We start from the raw sequence: 15,129 nt of genomic DNA, 5'->3' as shown, positions 1-15,129 counted from the left end.
AGTCCGAAAATGACGCATACTCCCGATATCACGCGGCCGCCCAAGGACCTGATCGACGCGCTAAGGGAGATCGGCGCCGCCACGGTCGCGGGCACACTTGGCCATATGGGCTTTCGCAATCCGCACATGGTCGGCCCGGTGCCGCAGAACCATGGGAAGTCGATCGTCGGGCCGGCACTGACATTGCAGTTCATGCCGCAGAGACCGGACCTCTTCACCGAGGGAGAATATGCCGATCCGGAGACGCAACTTCACAGACATGTGCTCTACCATGCGCAGGAGGGCGACGTGGTCGTCGTCGACGCGCGCGGCGACATGAGCTCCGGTGTCTTCGGCGATATGATGTCGACCTATTTCAAGGGCAGAGGCGGTGCGGGCATTGTCATCGATGGGTGCATGCGCGACCGGCCCAATGTCGAAAAGCTCGACCTGCCTCTTTGGCTGCGCGGCTGGACGCCAAATTATCATGTGCAGACCAGCATCTATCCCAATGCGGTCAACGTTCCGATTGCCTGCGGCGGTGTCACGGTGATCCCCGGCGACATCATCGTCGCCGATGACGACGGGGTGGTGGTGCTTCCCGTCGCAATGGCCCCGAAGGTCATCGAAGAATCCCAGAAGCATCACGATTGGGAGGAATTCTCACGAATGAAACTCATGGGGGGCGCGCCGTTGCAACGCTACTATCCACTGCACCCAAGCGCGAACGACGAGTACGAGGCTTGGCGGAAAGCCAACGCCAAACCTTGATAGACGGGATGAACTGACAGTCGCCAGCGCGCGTCAGCCATTCCCCCTAATTTATCCTGGCGCCGCGCTGTGCGTCGAACAGGTGCGCCTTGCGCACCATCGTCTCCAGCCCGATCTCCTGATCAGGTTTGAATGGCGGCCGATCCCGGCTCTCCGCCCGCTCGTTGACCTAAGCTAGGTTTAATCCCTGGCCACTCCAGACCTGTCCCTGCCGAAAGCTGGCGGCTTTTGCATCGGGAGATACCTGACCGCGCTGGTGGCGACACATTACCGTAACGGAAGCGGTCCTATCATTCATTCGGTGATTTTGGGCGGGGGCCGGGATCGTCGGCCGGGACCGTCAAGATTAGGGGACCTGATATGGCCACGCAGCTTTGTCACATAGAGACAGCATTCTCGGGAGCGGGCTCGGCAATGGCTCCAAAGTTCGCGGAATCATGCGCTTGGGCGAATGCACGAGGCGTAACAATCTATCAGCGTTCAAAAACGGTATGGATCGCGGCCGGCGGCTATCGAGGCCGCGATTTGAAAGTAAAGGGACGGTCGCCTGCCACCGCGCTCGCACTATGGATTGAGGCTGTCCAGTACAGAGGTTCTACATGAGGCTGACCAACGAGGCGTCCAAGGCACGCAAGGAGATCAGCATCCATCGTATCGCCGCCCTGATACCAGCTTAGGATATCGCAGGCCGTCGCCGAAAATCGATCCCCGGCCGAGCTTTGTCCATGCGATCAGCCCGGCCGCTTTGGTCGAGCTGGTTCATCATGAGCCCGCGAGCGCCAGCATGACGCTCGCCCCAAGTGCGGAACGCACCTGGCTCAACATCAAGCGGACGCCCGGAGCTGAAAATTTTACGCGGCCGCGCCTGGCGCCGCGGCTCCGGTCGCGTAAAAATGCTTCTGTCGAAGCTCGAATCAACTCCGCCATCATGTTTTCTCCAGAAGAAACGCCCATATAAAAGCAGGTTGGCGGGCCGTTGCCATTCGGGCAGACACCGCTGGCGTTGCGGCGGTGATCCGAACCCGCCAAAACGGATGGCGCGCCCTGCCGGACGGTTTGATATCGCGGTCAACACGTAGGGAGAAACACGCGATCGGGTTGCGCTCGGCATGTGTTGATGGTTTGTTGCCGGTCAGCGGAGAACGAGTGATGCGAGAATCCATCGGTCAAGACGAATACGGGTCGACCAGCCCCTTCGATCCGGATGACCTGCCGAATTTGAATGCGATCGGTCCGGCGATGGGCAGCGGCAATGACTTCGAGAGATACGCGGTCGCCGTCATAATCGTGTTCGGCGCCCTGATCATAGGCGGGCTGATGGCCGCGTCGATGACCTTCGGCCACCGCAACGGTTTCCTGTTCGCGCTCGGCGGCGCCACATCGGCCTGGATATCGGGAAACGCGCTTCTGCTCGACCGGCCGCGCATCTACGCACTGTTCGTCGGCATCGCGGCCCTGATGCTGATCGCATCCACCGTCACGCTGATTTCGTGACGGCTTGATCGTCAATTAAAGCGGTCGTTTCACGGAAACCCAGACCGCCCTGTCTTTTCGTTTTCGATGCGATTGCGGACGCGGGTTCACGCGCTTGCGGAGTGCGCCAGTCCCATCAATAGCCGAGCGCCTCGCCGGAAGCGGCGCGGCTGTCGATAGCGCCATTGTAGCGGGCGCCGCCACCCTTCCCAATTTCCGCCAGGCTCTTGCCGCCGACCAGTATGCCCGCTGCCTGACCCCAGGTCTTGTCGCTGAGATCGACATGATAACCCATGCCGGCCAGCAACCTTTCAGTGTCCGGCGACAGTCCGAACGGCTCGATATAGACCGTGTCGGGCAGCCATTGATGATGGATGCGCGGCGCGTCGATCGCCTCCTGGATGTTCATGCCGTGGTCGATGACGTTGACGATGGTTTCCAGTGTAATGGTGATGATGCGCGAACCGCCGGGGCTGCCGATGACCATGAACGGCTTGCCGTCCTTGGCCACCACGGTCGGGCTCATCGACGACAGCGGCGTCTTCTTCGGCTGGATGGCGTTGGCCTCGCCCTGGACTAGGCCGTAGAGGTTGGGCACGCCGGGCTTCTGGGTGAAATCGTCCATCTCGTTGTTGAGCAGGATACCGGTTCCGTCGGCGACGACGCCGGCGCCAAACGAGCCGTTGAGCGTGTAGGTGACTGCGACCGCGTTGCCGTCCTTATCGATGATCGAATAATGCGTCGTCTCCTTGCTCTCGCCGAACCCCTTCGGCATCAGGTCCTGAGAGACGCCGGCCCGGAACGGATCGATCTTGTCGCGGATATCCCTGGCGTAGGCCTTGTCCAGCAGCTTCGAGACCGGATTGTCGACGAAATCGGGATCTCCGAGCGCCGAATTGCGGTCGACATAGGCGTGGCGCATGGCTTCGACCATGACATGCACGGTCTCTGCCGAACCGGCGCCGAGATAGGACAGCGGGTAGCCTTCCAGCACGTTGAGGATTTCGCAGATGATGACGCCGCCGGAGCTTGGCGGCGGCGAGGAAATGATCTCGTAGCCGCGATAGGAACAGGTCACCGGCTTGAGCTCGCGCACCGCATATTGTTCGAAATCGCCCTTGGCCAGGATACCGCCCTTGGCGCCGCTTGCCTTGACGATGGCATCGGCGATGGCGCCCTTGTAGAAGGCGTCGGGGCCTTTTTCGGAAATCGCCGAGAGCGACGCGGCGAGGTCGGGCTGGACCAGCCGCTCGCCGATGCCATAGGGCTTGCCATCCGGCTTCAGGAATATGGCCGCCGCAGCGGGATCCTTCGCCAGCCTGTCGGCACCTCCGGCAAACGAGGCGGCGTCACCCTGATTGAGGATGAACCCGTCCTTGGCATAGCGAATGGCCGGCGCCATGAGGTCCTGCCGGGACAAGGTGCCGTATTTTTCGCGCGCCATCTCGAAACCGGCGACGGAGCCCGGCACGCCGACGGCGAGGTAGCCGTCGAGGCTGGCGCCTTTCACCGGTTTGCCGTCCTTGTCGAGATACATGGTCTTGGTCGCGGCCAGCGGCGCACGTTCGCGGAAATCGAGGAAGGTCGACTTGCCGTCCTTGAAGCGGACAGTCATGAAGCCGCCGCCGCCGATATTGCCGGCGTTGGGATAGACGACGGCGAGCGCATAACCAACGGCGACCGCCGCATCGACGGCGTTGCCGCCCTTCTTCAGGACTTCGACGCCCACCTCCGACGCCAGATGCTGCGCGGTGACAACCATGCCGTTCTCGCCTTTGGCAGGCGCTGGCGAGGCGGCGAAGGCGGCCGCCCATGGCGCGAAAGCGATTGTGAAGGAGAGGCTGACGGCGATCAGCGTGCGGCGAGTGATATGCATGGCGAGGCTCCTGGCGGGGGACGCCTAGGAAACCGTGTTCGGGTGATCGAGTCCACTAACAATTGAGGGGGCACGAGAAAGAGCCCCAGCCGGATTGCCATCCGACCTCTTCCCTAGTCTAGTGGAGAGGAGGCTGTCAGCGCTCGCGCCAGTCTCTTCTCCCCAGCGGGGAGAAGGTGGCCGCGAAGCGACCGGACGAGGGGCGGGCTCGGCCTCAGACAATGCCACCGCTGCCGCCGGCAACGGCCGGGCGTTCCGCCGCGACCTTGGCGCGGTAGCCTGCCGCCCGGTAAGCGGCGACCGGATCGATGGCGCCGCCGGTGTTCAGCCGCGCCATGGCCAAGATCGGCTCGACATCGGTGCGGTAGGCTGATTTTAGCGTCTGCGTTGCCATCAGCGCGTCATTGCCGTCCTGAAAACCTTCAAGCGCCTTGCGGTCGACCAGCAGCGCCTGCGCGTAGGCGCGCTGCACCTCGACCGCGGACAGCATCAGGCTCTCGATCGGATCGGTGACGTTGTGGCTCTGGTCGAGCATATGCGCCGGATCGAAGCCGTCGGCGCCGGACAGTTCGGCGTCGACCAGTTCGTTGAAGACGAGGAACAGCCGGTAGGGGTCGATCGAACCGGCATCGAGGTCGTCGTCGCCATATTTCGAATCGTTGAAGTGGAAGCCGCCGAGTTTCCTGAACTGGATCAGCCGCGACACGATCATCTCGATGTTGACGTTGGGCGCGTGGTGGCCGAGGTCGACCAGGCAGAACGCCTTGTCGCCGAGTTCCTTGGCAATAATGTAATTGGTGCCCCAATCCTGCACGACGGTGGAATAGAAGGCAGGCTCGTATATCTTGTGTTCGGTGAACAGCTTCCAGTCAGCGGGCAGCCCGACATAGACCTCTTTCATGGCATCGAGATAGCGCTCGAACGCCTTGGCGAAGTTGACCTGGCCGGGGAAGTTCGAGCCGTCGCCGATCCACACCGTCAGCGCCTTCGACCCAAGCGTCTTGCCGATCTCGATGCATTCGAGATTGTGCTCGACCGCTTGCCGGCGCGTTCCGGCGTCGGCATGCGACAGCGAACCGAATTTGTAGGACAGCTTTTGGTCCCTGGCGTCGGAGAATGTATTGGAGTTCATGGCGTCGAAGCCGAGGCCGAAACGCGAGGCCGCCTGCTTCAGCCGGTTCGGGTCGGCCTTGTCCCAGGGAATGTGCAGCGACACCGTCGGTGTCGCCTGCGTCAATTGCTTGATGACGGCGCAATCCTCGATCTTGTCGAAGATGTCGCGCGGTTCGCCGGCGCCGGGGAAACGGGCAAAGCGCGTGCCGCCGGTACCGACACCCCAGGAGGGGATCGCCACCGCGAATTTCTCGACCTTGTCTCGGATCGCGTCGATGGCGATGCCGCGACGGTCGAGCCGTTCGCCGAGCGAGGCGTAGTCACGCTCGAGGTCGGCCTTGCGCGCGGCGTTGTTTTTTTCGACGACGTCAGCCGAGATGATGGTTTCGGACACTGCTGTTCCTCCCAGATTTCGTTCGGCTGGCGCTGCCCCTCATCCGCCTGCCGGCACCTTCTCCCCGTGAACGGGGAGAAGGAAGGCCTAGCGCGTAAAGCTTTGCGCGTTGCCGGCGTCGACATTGACGATGTTGCCGGTCGACTTGGCCGACATGTCGGAGGCGAAGAAATAGATCGCTTCGGCGATGTCCTCGGGAAACACCGAGCGCTTCAGCATCGAGCGCGAGCGGTAATGTTCCTCAAGGTCGTCGGTCGACATCTTGTAGGCGGCGGCGCGCTGTTCCTTCCACTCGCCGGACCAGATCTTGGAGCCGCGCAGTACGGCGTCCGGATTGACGACGTTGACCCTGATCTGCGCCTCCGCGCCCTCAAGCGCCAAGCAGCGGGCGAGATGAATCTCGGCGGCCTTGGCGGTGCAATAGGCGGCAGCGTTCGGCGAGGCGGCAAGGCCGTTCTTGGAGGCGACGAAAACGACGTTGCCGCCGATCTTCTGCACCCTGAACAGCCGGAACGCTTCCCGCGAGACCAGGAAATATCCCGTCGACAGGATGTCCATGTTCTTGTTCCACAGCGCCAGCGTCGTGCCCTCGATCGGCGCCGAGGAGGCGAGGCCGGCGTTGGAGACCAGAATATCAATGCCGCCGAACTCGACCGCCGTTTCGGCAAAGCCGGCGACGACCTGATCCTCCGACGTGACGTTGATGACCACGGGGCGGACAAAATCCTTGCCATAGGCCTTGGCCAGTTCGTCGTTGGCGCTGGCAAGTGCTGTCTCGTCGATGTCGGCGAGCACCACGCAGGCGCCTTCGCGCAGCAGCCGGCTCGCCGTCGCGCGGCCGATGCCGCCCGCGCCGCCAGTGACGAGCGCGATCTTGCCGGCAAGAGCCTTGGGCTTCGGCATGCGCTGCAGCTTCAGATCCTCGAGCAGCCAGTATTCGATGTCGAAGGCTTCCTGCGCAGGCAGGCCGACATAGGAGGAGACGGTCGAGGCGCCGCGCATGACGTTGATGGCGTTGACGTAGAACTCCCCCGAAATGCGCGCCGTGGCCTTGTCGCCGGCGAAGGTGAACATGCCGACGCCGGGCATCAGATAGACCACGGCATTGGGATCGCGGATGGCGGGCGAGTCCGCATGCTTGCAGCTGTCATAATAGGCCTGGTAGCCTACGCGGTATTCGGCAATGTCGTCGGCCAGCCGCGCGATGACGGCATCGACATCGGGCTTGGCCGGATCGAACTCGATGACCAGCGGCCGGATCTTGGTGCGCAGGAAATGGTCCGGGCATGAGGTGCCGAGTGCCGCCAGCGGGCGCAGATCCCTGGAATTGACGAATTCGAGCACGGCGGCGGAATCGTCGAAATGGCCGAGCTTATGGCTCTTTTCCGAGATCAGGCCGCGGATCCTCGGCATCAGCTTCGCGGCGATGGCGCGGCGTTCGGCGGGGTCGAGCGACTTGACCGCTTCGCCACCGAAAATGGCGACACCCTCGGAACGCCGCTCGAACCACTCGATCGCCTGGTTGATCACCGAGATCGTCGTTTCGTAGCATTCCTTCGGGCTGTCGCCCCATGTGAACAGGCCGTGGCTTTCCAGGATGACGCCCTTGGCGGCTGGATGGTCGAGGCAGAATTTCTCCAGCCACAGGCCAAGTTCGAAGCCCGGCCGCTTCCACGGCAGCCAGCCTATGGCGTCGCCGAAGATTTCCTTCGTCAGGGCCTTGGAATCTTTGGCGGCAGCGATGGCGATGATGGCGTCGGGATGCATGTGATCGACATAGGGCTTCGGCACGTAGGCATGCAGCGGCGTGTCGATCGAGGCCGCGCGCGGATTGAGATTGAAGGTGCAGTGGGGCAGATAACCCACCATCTCGTCTTCATGCTCGACGCCGCGATAAAGGCCTTTGAGGGCTCGCAATTTGTCCATGTAGAGCGTGGCAAAACCATCAAGCTTGATCGAAGCGCTGTCGCCGCCGGAGCCCTTCACCCACAGCACTTCCACGTCCTGTCCGGTGAGCGGATCCTGTTGCCGGATTTTCGACGATGTGTTGCCGCCGCCGTAATTGGTGACACGCTTGTCGGAGCCGAGCGTGTTCGAACGATAGACCAGAAGCTCGGGATCGCTCATCCCCCTTACCTTCGTATCATCCCAAAGATTGGCGAGGCGCGAGCCGGAGCGCTTGTCGAGCATGGGTAATCCTCCCTTGAAGCGCGGACGGTGCGCTCCTCTTTTCGTCGGGAATGTCTACGCAAGGCGGGGCTTTGTCAATCACAAACGATCAACATCAATCATATTGCACTGCACAATGAAATTATATGATCGGAAATGATTGACACTGCGCGATTTCTAATGCCAGATGGCCATGCAGGGAGGAACCATGCACGAAAAAGAGCGCCACAGGATCATTCTGTCCGCCGTCCAGGAAAAGCCTGTGGTGACGGTGCAGGAAATGGTCGACCTGACGGAGTCGTCCGAGGCGACGATCCGGCGCGATATCGCGGCCCTGCACGTGCAAAAGCGACTGCGCCGGGTCCGCGGCGGCGCCGAGGCGATCACGCCGCCACAGTTCATCGGCCTTGCCGGCCGGCCTTTTTCCGTCAACGAGACGCTCAATGCCGCGCAGAAGCGGGCGATAGCGCGGGAAGCGGTGGAGCTCTGCAAGGACGGCGAGCCGATCATCATCAACGGCGGCACCACCACCTTCCAGATGGTGCATTTCCTGACCGGCCGCCGCATGCCGATCTTCACCAATTCCTTCCCGATCGCCGAAAGCCTGCTCAAGCACTCCAAGAACACGGTGATGCTGTCCGGCGGCACCATCTACCGCGAGCAGAACATCATCCTGTCGCCCTTCGACAATGACGTGACGCGCAATTTCTACGCGCGCCGCATGTTCATGGGCGCCCAGGGGCTCGGGCCGCTCGGCCTGATGGAAGGCGATCCGCTCTTGATCCAGGCGGAACAGAAGCTGATCGATCAGGCCGACGAGTTGGTGGTGCTGGTCGATTCTTCGAAATTCCGCAAACGCTCCAGCCTGATCCTGTGCGGCCTGTCGCGCATCGCCACCGTCATCACCGACGACGGCATCGAGGACCGCGAGGCAAAGATGCTCGAAACAGCGGGGGTAACGCTGATCGTCGCCCGCAAGTCGGCAAAGGAAGAATCTTCGCTGCAAGCCTGAGACACCCTCACGCCCGCAGCGGCGATGGAATGCAACGCTCAAGGGAGGAATATTCGATGAGCTTTCTGAAGAAACTGATGGTTACGGCGGCCTTTTCCGCCGCCATGGTCGTGAATGCCGCCTATGCCGAGAACGTCAAGATCGCGCTGGTGGTGAAGTCGCTCGGCAACGGCTTCTTCGACGCCGCCAACAAGGGCGCCGAAGAGGCGGCCAAGGAACTGGGCGATGTCGACATCATCTACACCGGCCCGACCAAGGCGACCGCCGAAGCGCAAATCGAGGTGGTCAATTCACTGATCGCGCAAAAGGTCAACGCCATCGCCATCTCGGCCAATGACGCCGACGCGCTGGTGCCGGTGCTGAAGAAGGCCATGGAGCGCGGCATCACCGTCATCTCCTGGGATTCGGGCGTCGCCAAGGAAGGCCGCCAGCTTCACCTGAACCCGTCCGATACCGGCCTGATCGGCGAGACCATCATCAAGCTCGCCGCCGACTATTTGCCTGAGGGCGGCGACGTCGCCATCCTGTCGGCCTCCTCGACCGCGACCAACCAGAACGCCTGGATCGACGCGGCCAAGAAGGTGCTGCCGGAGAAATTTCCGAAGATCAAGCTCGTCGCCACTGTCTATGGCGATGACGATTCGGCCAAGAGCACCGACGAAGCCAAGGGCCTCTTGAAGTCCTATCCGAACCTGAAGGCGATCATCGCGCCGACCACTGTCGGCGTCGTCGCCGCTGCCCAGGTCGTCACCGATGAGAAGCTGATCGGCAAGGTCAACGTCACTGGCCTCGCGCTGCCGTCGGAGTTCAAGAAGTTCATCGACAACGGCGCTTCACAGGCCGTGGCTCTTTGGAACCCGATCGACCTCGGTTACTCCGCCGTCTACCTCGCCCATGATCTGGCGGTGAAGAAGGAAGAGGCCAAGCCCGGTGCGACGCTGTCGATCGGCCGCGTCGGCAAGGTCACGCTCGACGACACCAATTCGGCTGCGATGGCTCCGCCCTTCCAGTTCGACAAGACCAACATCGAGAAGTTCTCCAAGATCTACTGATCCGGAGCTTCAAGCTGACGCGGCGGGGTTCACGCCCCGCCGCAACTTCAAACGCACCTTGTTTCAGGGCTTGATACGACCATGGACATGACAGCCCAACACGGCACGGTGAAGGACGGGCCCCTGGCCTCCACGCCGCGCCTGACGCTGTCCGGCATCTCGAAGAGCTTTCCCGGCGTGCGCGCGCTGCACAATGTCAGCCTCTCGCTCTATCCGGGCCAGGTGACGGCGCTGATCGGCGAGAACGGCGCCGGCAAGTCGACGCTGGTCAAGATCATGACCGGCATCTACCAGCCCGATGCGGGCACGATCAGCATAGACGGGCAGGACGTCACCCTGCCCAGCGCGCACGCCGCCTTCGGCCATGGCGTTACCGCCATCCATCAGGAAACCGTGCTGTTCGACGATCTGACGGTCGCCGAAAACATCTTTCTCGGCCATGCGCCGCGCACCCGCTTTGGCACCATCGACTGGCGCACCATGCGCAGAAATGCGCGCGAAGTGCTCGACACCATGCATGCCGGCCATATCGACGCCGATGCAAGGCTGAAGGACCTCGGCATCGCCAACAAGCATCTCGTTGCCGTGGCGCGGGCCATGTCGATCGACGCGCAGATCGTCATCATGGACGAACCGACGGCCGCCCTTTCGATGAAGGAGATCGAAGAGCTCTTTTTGCTGATCGAGTTCCTCAAGAGCGAAGGCAAGGCGATCCTGTTCATCAGCCACAAGTTCGACGAGATCTACCGCATCGCCGACCGCTACACCGTGTTCCGCGACGGCGAGATGGTCGGCGAAGGGCTGATCAAGGATGCCGCCCAGAGCCAGATCGTGCGCATGATGGTGGGCCGTGCGGTCGATCACATCTTTCCACAGCGCAAGGCCGAGATCGGCGCGCAGGTGCTGTCGGTCTCCGGCCTGTCGCACCCCACCGAATTCAACGACATCGGTTTCGAACTGCACAAGGGCGAGATTCTCGGCTTCTACGGTCTTGTGGGCGCCGGCCGCAGCGAGGTGATGCAGGCGATTTCAGGGATCACTCGCACCTCCGGCGGCACGATCACGCTGGACGGCAAGTCGATCGTGCCGAAATCGGCGGCGGATTCGATCGAGGCCGGCATCGTCTACGTGCCGGAGGAACGCGGCAAGCAAGGCGTGGTGATCGGCCTGCCCATCTTCCAGAATGTTTCTCTCCCGTCGCTGGCACGCACCTCCAAATCCGGCGTGCTGCGGCTGGCGGAGGAATTTTCGCTCGCCCGCTCCTACACCGAGCGGCTCGACCTCAGGGCCTCCTCGCTCAGCCAGGATGTCGGCACGCTGTCGGGCGGCAACCAGCAGAAGATCGTCATTGCCAAATGGCTGGCGACCACGCCCAAGGTCATCATCCTGGACGAGCCGACCAAGGGCATCGACATCGGCTCCAAGGCCGCCGTGCACGGCTTCATGGCCGAGCTGGTGGCGCAAGGCCTGTCGGTTATCATGGTGTCGTCGGAGCTGCCCGAAATCCTCGGCATGTCCGACCGCGTCGTCGTCATGCGCGAGGGCCTTGTCGCGGCCGTCTACGACAACAACGGACTGGACGCCGAGACGCTGGTCCGGACGGCGGCGGGGATCGCGGCATGAAAACTTTGCTGAAATATCGCGAAATCTGGTTGCTGGCGGCGATCGTCGTGCTGATCGGGCTGATCTCGACGCGTTTTCCCGCCTTCGCCGACCCCGGCAATTTGCGCCAGGTGTTCAACGACACCTCGATCCTGATGATCCTGGCGCTCGGGCAGATGGTGGTCATCCTGACCCGTTCGATCGATCTGTCGATGGCGTCGAACCTCTGTTTCACCGGCATGGTGGTGGCGATGCTGAACGCCGCCCACCCGGCGATCCCGATCCCGCTGCTGATCGTCATCGCGCTGGTCGTCGGCCTGGTGCTCGGCGCCATCAACGGCCTTCTGGTGTGGCGGCTGAACATCCCCTCGATCGTGGTGACATTGGGCACGCTGACCATCTATCGCGGCGCCACCTTCGTCATCTCCGGCGGCGCCTGGGTCAATGCCGACAAGATGAGCCCCGAGTTCATCGGCTTCCAACGCGCGGCCTTACTCGGCATTCCGGTGCTGTCCTGGATCGCCATTCTGGTCATCGCGCTGTTCTTCATCCTGATGACACGCACCGCGCTCGGCCGCTCGATCTATGCCATCGGCGTCAATCCTACGGCGTCGGTTTATGCCGGCATCGATGTCGGGCGGACGAAATTCATCGTCTTCTGCATCTCCGGCATGATCGGCGGGCTCGCTGGCTATCTCTGGATCTCACGATACGTGATCGCCTCGGTCGAGGTCGCCAACGGCTATGAGCTCAACATCATCGCCGCCTGCGTCATCGGCGGCATCTCGATTGCCGGCGGCATCGGTTCGGTCGGGGGCGCGGTGTTGGGGGCGCTGTTCCTGGGCATCATCTCCAACGCGCTGCCGGTCATCAACATCTCGCCCTTCTGGCAGATGGCGATTTCGGGCAGCGCCATCATCCTCGCCGTCGTGCTCAACGCGCGCGGCGAACGCCAGCAGGGCCGCATCATCCTGAGAAAAATGGAGGCGGCATGAGCGACGTCCCTGCCCCGCGCCACATTCCGGACCGGCTCGACAAGCCGTTTCGTTCGGCGATCTTTTCCTGGGAAGCGCTGCTGGTCGTGGTGGCCCTCGCCATCTTCGCCATCAACAGCTTCGCCTCGCCCTATTTCCTCGACCCTTATTCGCTGTCGGACCTGACCTTCAACTTCACCGAGAAGGGCCTGATCGCCTTCGCCATGGCGCTGCTGATCATTTCGGGCGAGATCGACCTGTCGGTCGCCGCCATCATCGCGCTGGCCTCGACCATGATGGGCATGGCGGTGCAGGCCGGCGCCGGAACGCCGGTGCTGGTGGCGATCGGCACCGTCGTCGGGCTCGGCTGCGGGGCCTTCAACGGCCTTCTGGTCACGAGGCTTGGCCTGCCCTCGATCGTCGTCACCATCGGCACGATGAGCCTGTTTCGAGGCATCGCCTTCATCATCCTCGGCGACCAGGCCTACAAGGGTTATCCCGAGAGCTTCGCCTTCTTCGGCCAGGGTTACGTCCGGTGGGTGGTGTCGTTCGAATTGGTGCTCTTTCTCATCGCCGCCGTCGTCTACTGGTTCGTGCTGCACCGCACGAGTTTCGGCCGCCGCGTCTTCGCCATCGGCAACAATCCGGTCGCGGCACAGTTTTCCGGCGTGCGTGTCGGCCGCATCAAGTTCATCCTGTTCTGCCTGACCGGGCTGATGTCCGGCATCGCCTCTGTGCTGATCACCTCCCGGCTCGGTTCGACCCGTCCCTCGATCGCGCAGGGCTATGAGCTGGAAGTCATCACCATGGTGGTGCTTGGCGGCGTCAGCATCCTTGGCGGCGCAGGCAGCATTGTCGGCGTCGTGCTCGCCGCCTTCATCATGGGGCTGGTGACCTTCGGGCTCGGCCTGCTCAACGTGCCCGGCATCGTCATGTCGATCTTCATCGGCCTGCTCCTGATCATCGTCATCGCGCTGCCGATCGTCTGGCGGCGGCTGCGCGGGGGACGCTGATGGCCGAAAAATACGCGTTCAAGATGATGCTCAAGCCCGGCATGAAGGCGGAATACAAGAAGCGTCACGACGAGATATGGCCATCGCTGGTCGCGCTGTTGAAGCAGGCCGGGGTTTCCGACTATTCCATCCATCTCGACGAGGAGACCAACATCCTGTTCGGCGTGCTGTGGCGGCGGGACGACCATGGCATGGCCGACCTGCCGAAGCATCCGGTGATGCAGCGCTGGTGGGCAGACATGGCCGACCTCATGGAGACCAGGCCTGACAATGAGCCGGTGGCCGTGCCCCTGGAAACCATGTTCCACATGGCATGAGTGCCCCGCGCCACATCGCCGTCATCGACATCGGCAAGACCAACGCCAAGGTGGCGCTGGTCGACCTCGCCACTCTGAGTGAGGTCGCGCTGCGCCGAATGGCGAACGCGCCGGTGCGGCAAGCTCCCTACCCGCATCACGATGTCGAGGCGCTGTGGGCCTTCATCCTCAACAGTCTTGCCGATCTCAACCGCGAACAGACCATCGACGCCGTTTCGATCACCACCCATGGCGCGACGGGCGCTCTGGTGGAGGCCTCCGGCGAGCTGGTGTTGCCCGTGCTCGACTACGAATTCGACGGCCCCGAGGAACTCGCGGCCGAGTATGACCCGATCCGTCCGCCCTTCGCTGAAACCGGCACGCCGCGGCTGCCGCTCGGCCTCAATCTCGGCGCGCAATTCTTCTGGCAGCAGAAGCGCTTTCCGGCGGAATTCGCCAGGACAACGGCGATGTTGATGTATCCGCAATATTGGGCGCTGCGGCTGACCGGCATCGCCGCCAACGAGGTGACCTCGCTCGGCTGCCACACCGATCTGTGGAACCCGTGGAAAGCGGATTTCTCGGCGATGATCGACCGCCTCGGTTGGCGCGCGTTGATGGCGCCGGTGCGGCCGGCAAGGGACCGGCTCGGCCCGCTCCTGCCGGCGCTTGCCGCGCGAATCGGGCTCGATCCGCAGACGCCCGTGTTCTGCGGCCTGCACGATTCCAACGCCTCGCTGCTGCCGCATCTTCTCGCCGACGCGCCGCCTTTCAGCGTCGTCTCGACCGGCACCTGGGTGGTGTCGATGTCGGTCAGCGGCAGATCGGTGGCGCTCGACCCGGCGCGTGATACGCTGGTCAACGTCAACGCGCTGGGCGATCCCGTGCCATCGGCGCGCTTCATGGGCGGCCGCGAATTTTCCGTGCTGACGGATGATCAGCCGGAGAACTGGACCGAAGACGACGTCGGGGCCGTGCTGGCAAAAAGGACGCTGCTGCTGCCATCGACACAACAGGGGTCGGGACCGTTCCCGCATCATGCGGCGGCGTGGCTCAACGCTGACGGCATGAACAGCGGCCAGCGCTTTGCCGCCATCTCTTTCTATCTGGCGCTGATGACGGCGACCTGCCTCGATCTGATCGGCGCCGACGGCCCGACCATTGTCGAAGGCCCTTTCGCCCGCAACCGGCTCTTTGTCGGCATGCTGGCGGCGGCGACCGCCAGAAGCGTCGTCGCCTCCGAAGCCGCGACCGGCACCAGCATCGGCGCCGCGTTGCTGGCATCGGACAAGGCTGAGGCGCATGGCAAGGGCTTGAGACAAGAACCGCCGGTCGACCCCGCCTTGACGGATTATGCAAGCACCTGGCGTGCGGCGGTCGAAGGGCGGGGCTGACTGCGGATCCG

The 15,129-nt window shown here is 62.8% G+C and carries 12 protein-coding genes; 9 read left to right on the top strand and 3 right to left on the bottom strand.

Annotation, left to right across the window (positions count from 1 at the left end):
- Nucleotides 1-9: 9 nt before the first annotated feature.
- Both LB547_RS15425 and LB547_RS15420 read left to right on the top strand, forming a co-directional pair.
- Nucleotides 10-750, top strand: a complete 741-nt coding sequence (locus tag LB547_RS15425; RefSeq protein WP_140496549.1) for a ribonuclease activity regulator RraA — start codon at nucleotides 10-12, stop codon at nucleotides 748-750.
- Between the two features lie 1,149 nt (nucleotides 751-1,899).
- Nucleotides 1,900-2,244 carry a hypothetical protein gene (locus LB547_RS15420; RefSeq protein ID WP_140496551.1) on the top strand — a complete coding sequence of 115 codons (345 nt, stop codon included), beginning with the start codon at nucleotides 1,900-1,902 and terminating at the stop codon, nucleotides 2,242-2,244.
- 115 nt (nucleotides 2,245-2,359) lie between these two features.
- Here the strand turns inward: LB547_RS15420 and ggt are convergent, their stop codons facing one another.
- From ggt to LB547_RS15405, 3 genes are all read right to left on the bottom strand, one after another.
- Complete coding sequence (gene ggt, locus LB547_RS15415; protein ID WP_140764062.1) at nucleotides 2,360-4,099, bottom strand: gamma-glutamyltransferase; 1,740 nt, start codon at nucleotides 4,097-4,099, stop codon at nucleotides 2,360-2,362.
- Between the two features lie 214 nt (nucleotides 4,100-4,313).
- Nucleotides 4,314-5,606, bottom strand: a complete 1,293-nt coding sequence (gene rhaI / locus LB547_RS15410) for an L-rhamnose catabolism isomerase (RefSeq protein WP_140557661.1) — start codon at nucleotides 5,604-5,606, stop codon at nucleotides 4,314-4,316.
- Between the two features lie 87 nt (nucleotides 5,607-5,693).
- The gene (locus tag LB547_RS15405; RefSeq protein ID WP_140764065.1) at nucleotides 5,694-7,796 is read right to left on the bottom strand and encodes a bifunctional rhamnulose-1-phosphate aldolase/short-chain dehydrogenase; all 2,103 of its coding nucleotides are present in this window, start codon (nucleotides 7,794-7,796) and stop codon (nucleotides 5,694-5,696) included.
- A gap of 187 nt (nucleotides 7,797-7,983) precedes the next feature.
- On the opposite strand from LB547_RS15405, the gene LB547_RS15400 reads away from it, so the two are divergent.
- The 7 genes from LB547_RS15400 (at nucleotide 7,984) to LB547_RS15370 (ending at nucleotide 15,118) form a co-directional block, all read left to right on the top strand.
- Nucleotides 7,984-8,787, top strand: coding sequence for a DeoR/GlpR family DNA-binding transcription regulator (locus tag LB547_RS15400; RefSeq protein ID WP_140496559.1), 804 nt, complete (start codon nucleotides 7,984-7,986; stop codon nucleotides 8,785-8,787).
- Nucleotides 8,788-8,843: 56 nt separating this feature from the next.
- Nucleotides 8,844-9,839: a rhamnose ABC transporter substrate-binding protein gene (gene rhaS / locus LB547_RS15395; protein ID WP_140496561.1), complete on the top strand. Its 996-nt coding sequence runs from the start codon at nucleotides 8,844-8,846 to the stop codon at nucleotides 9,837-9,839.
- 81 nt (nucleotides 9,840-9,920) lie between these two features.
- On the top strand, nucleotides 9,921-11,462 hold the full coding sequence (locus LB547_RS15390; RefSeq protein WP_140764068.1) for a sugar ABC transporter ATP-binding protein: 1,542 nt from the start codon (nucleotides 9,921-9,923) through the stop codon (nucleotides 11,460-11,462).
- Nucleotides 11,459-12,436, top strand: coding sequence for an ABC transporter permease (locus LB547_RS15385; RefSeq protein WP_140564780.1), 978 nt, complete (start codon nucleotides 11,459-11,461; stop codon nucleotides 12,434-12,436). The genes LB547_RS15390 and LB547_RS15385 overlap by 4 nt, the downstream gene beginning before the upstream one ends.
- Complete coding sequence (locus tag LB547_RS15380; RefSeq protein WP_140729588.1) at nucleotides 12,433-13,428, top strand: ABC transporter permease; 996 nt, start codon at nucleotides 12,433-12,435, stop codon at nucleotides 13,426-13,428. Before LB547_RS15385 ends, LB547_RS15380 begins: the two co-directional genes overlap by 4 nt.
- Nucleotides 13,428-13,745, top strand: coding sequence for an L-rhamnose mutarotase (rhaM, locus tag LB547_RS15375; protein WP_140496569.1), 318 nt, complete (start codon nucleotides 13,428-13,430; stop codon nucleotides 13,743-13,745). The genes LB547_RS15380 and rhaM overlap by 1 nt, the downstream gene beginning before the upstream one ends.
- A complete protein-coding gene (locus LB547_RS15370) occupies nucleotides 13,742-15,118 on the top strand; it encodes an FGGY-family carbohydrate kinase (RefSeq protein WP_140764071.1) in 1,377 nt (458 codons plus the stop codon). The genes rhaM and LB547_RS15370 overlap by 4 nt, the downstream gene beginning before the upstream one ends.
- Nucleotides 15,119-15,129 lie beyond the last annotated feature (11 nt).

It is taken from the genome of Mesorhizobium sp. B264B1B (assembly GCF_020165765.1).
Classification (GTDB): Bacteria; Pseudomonadota; Alphaproteobacteria; order Rhizobiales; family Rhizobiaceae; genus Mesorhizobium.
Note: the sequence above shows the minus strand (reverse complement) of the source record. Positions and strands in the feature narration are given on the sequence as shown.

Bases quoted from the DNA above. Each gene is read 5' to 3' on its own strand.
- LB547_RS15425 (WP_140496549.1), top strand. From the start codon at position 10: ATGACGCATACTCCCGATATCACGCGGCCGCCCAAGGACCTGATCGAC.
- LB547_RS15420 (WP_140496551.1), top strand. From the start codon at position 1,900: ATGCGAGAATCCATCGGTCAAGACGAATACGGGTCGACCAGCCCCTTC.
- ggt (WP_140764062.1), bottom strand. From the start codon at position 4,099: ATGCATATCACTCGCCGCACGCTGATCGCCGTCAGCCTCTCCTTCACA.
- LB547_RS15405 (WP_140764065.1), bottom strand. From the start codon at position 7,796: ATGCTCGACAAGCGCTCCGGCTCGCGCCTCGCCAATCTTTGGGATGAT.
- LB547_RS15400 (WP_140496559.1), top strand. From the start codon at position 7,984: ATGCACGAAAAAGAGCGCCACAGGATCATTCTGTCCGCCGTCCAGGAA.
- rhaS (WP_140496561.1), top strand. From the start codon at position 8,844: ATGAGCTTTCTGAAGAAACTGATGGTTACGGCGGCCTTTTCCGCCGCC.
- LB547_RS15390 (WP_140764068.1), top strand. From the start codon at position 9,921: ATGGACATGACAGCCCAACACGGCACGGTGAAGGACGGGCCCCTGGCC.
- LB547_RS15385 (WP_140564780.1), top strand. From the start codon at position 11,459: ATGAAAACTTTGCTGAAATATCGCGAAATCTGGTTGCTGGCGGCGATC.
- LB547_RS15380 (WP_140729588.1), top strand. From the start codon at position 12,433: ATGAGCGACGTCCCTGCCCCGCGCCACATTCCGGACCGGCTCGACAAG.
- rhaM (WP_140496569.1), top strand. From the start codon at position 13,428: ATGGCCGAAAAATACGCGTTCAAGATGATGCTCAAGCCCGGCATGAAG.
- LB547_RS15370 (WP_140764071.1), top strand. From the start codon at position 13,742: ATGAGTGCCCCGCGCCACATCGCCGTCATCGACATCGGCAAGACCAAC.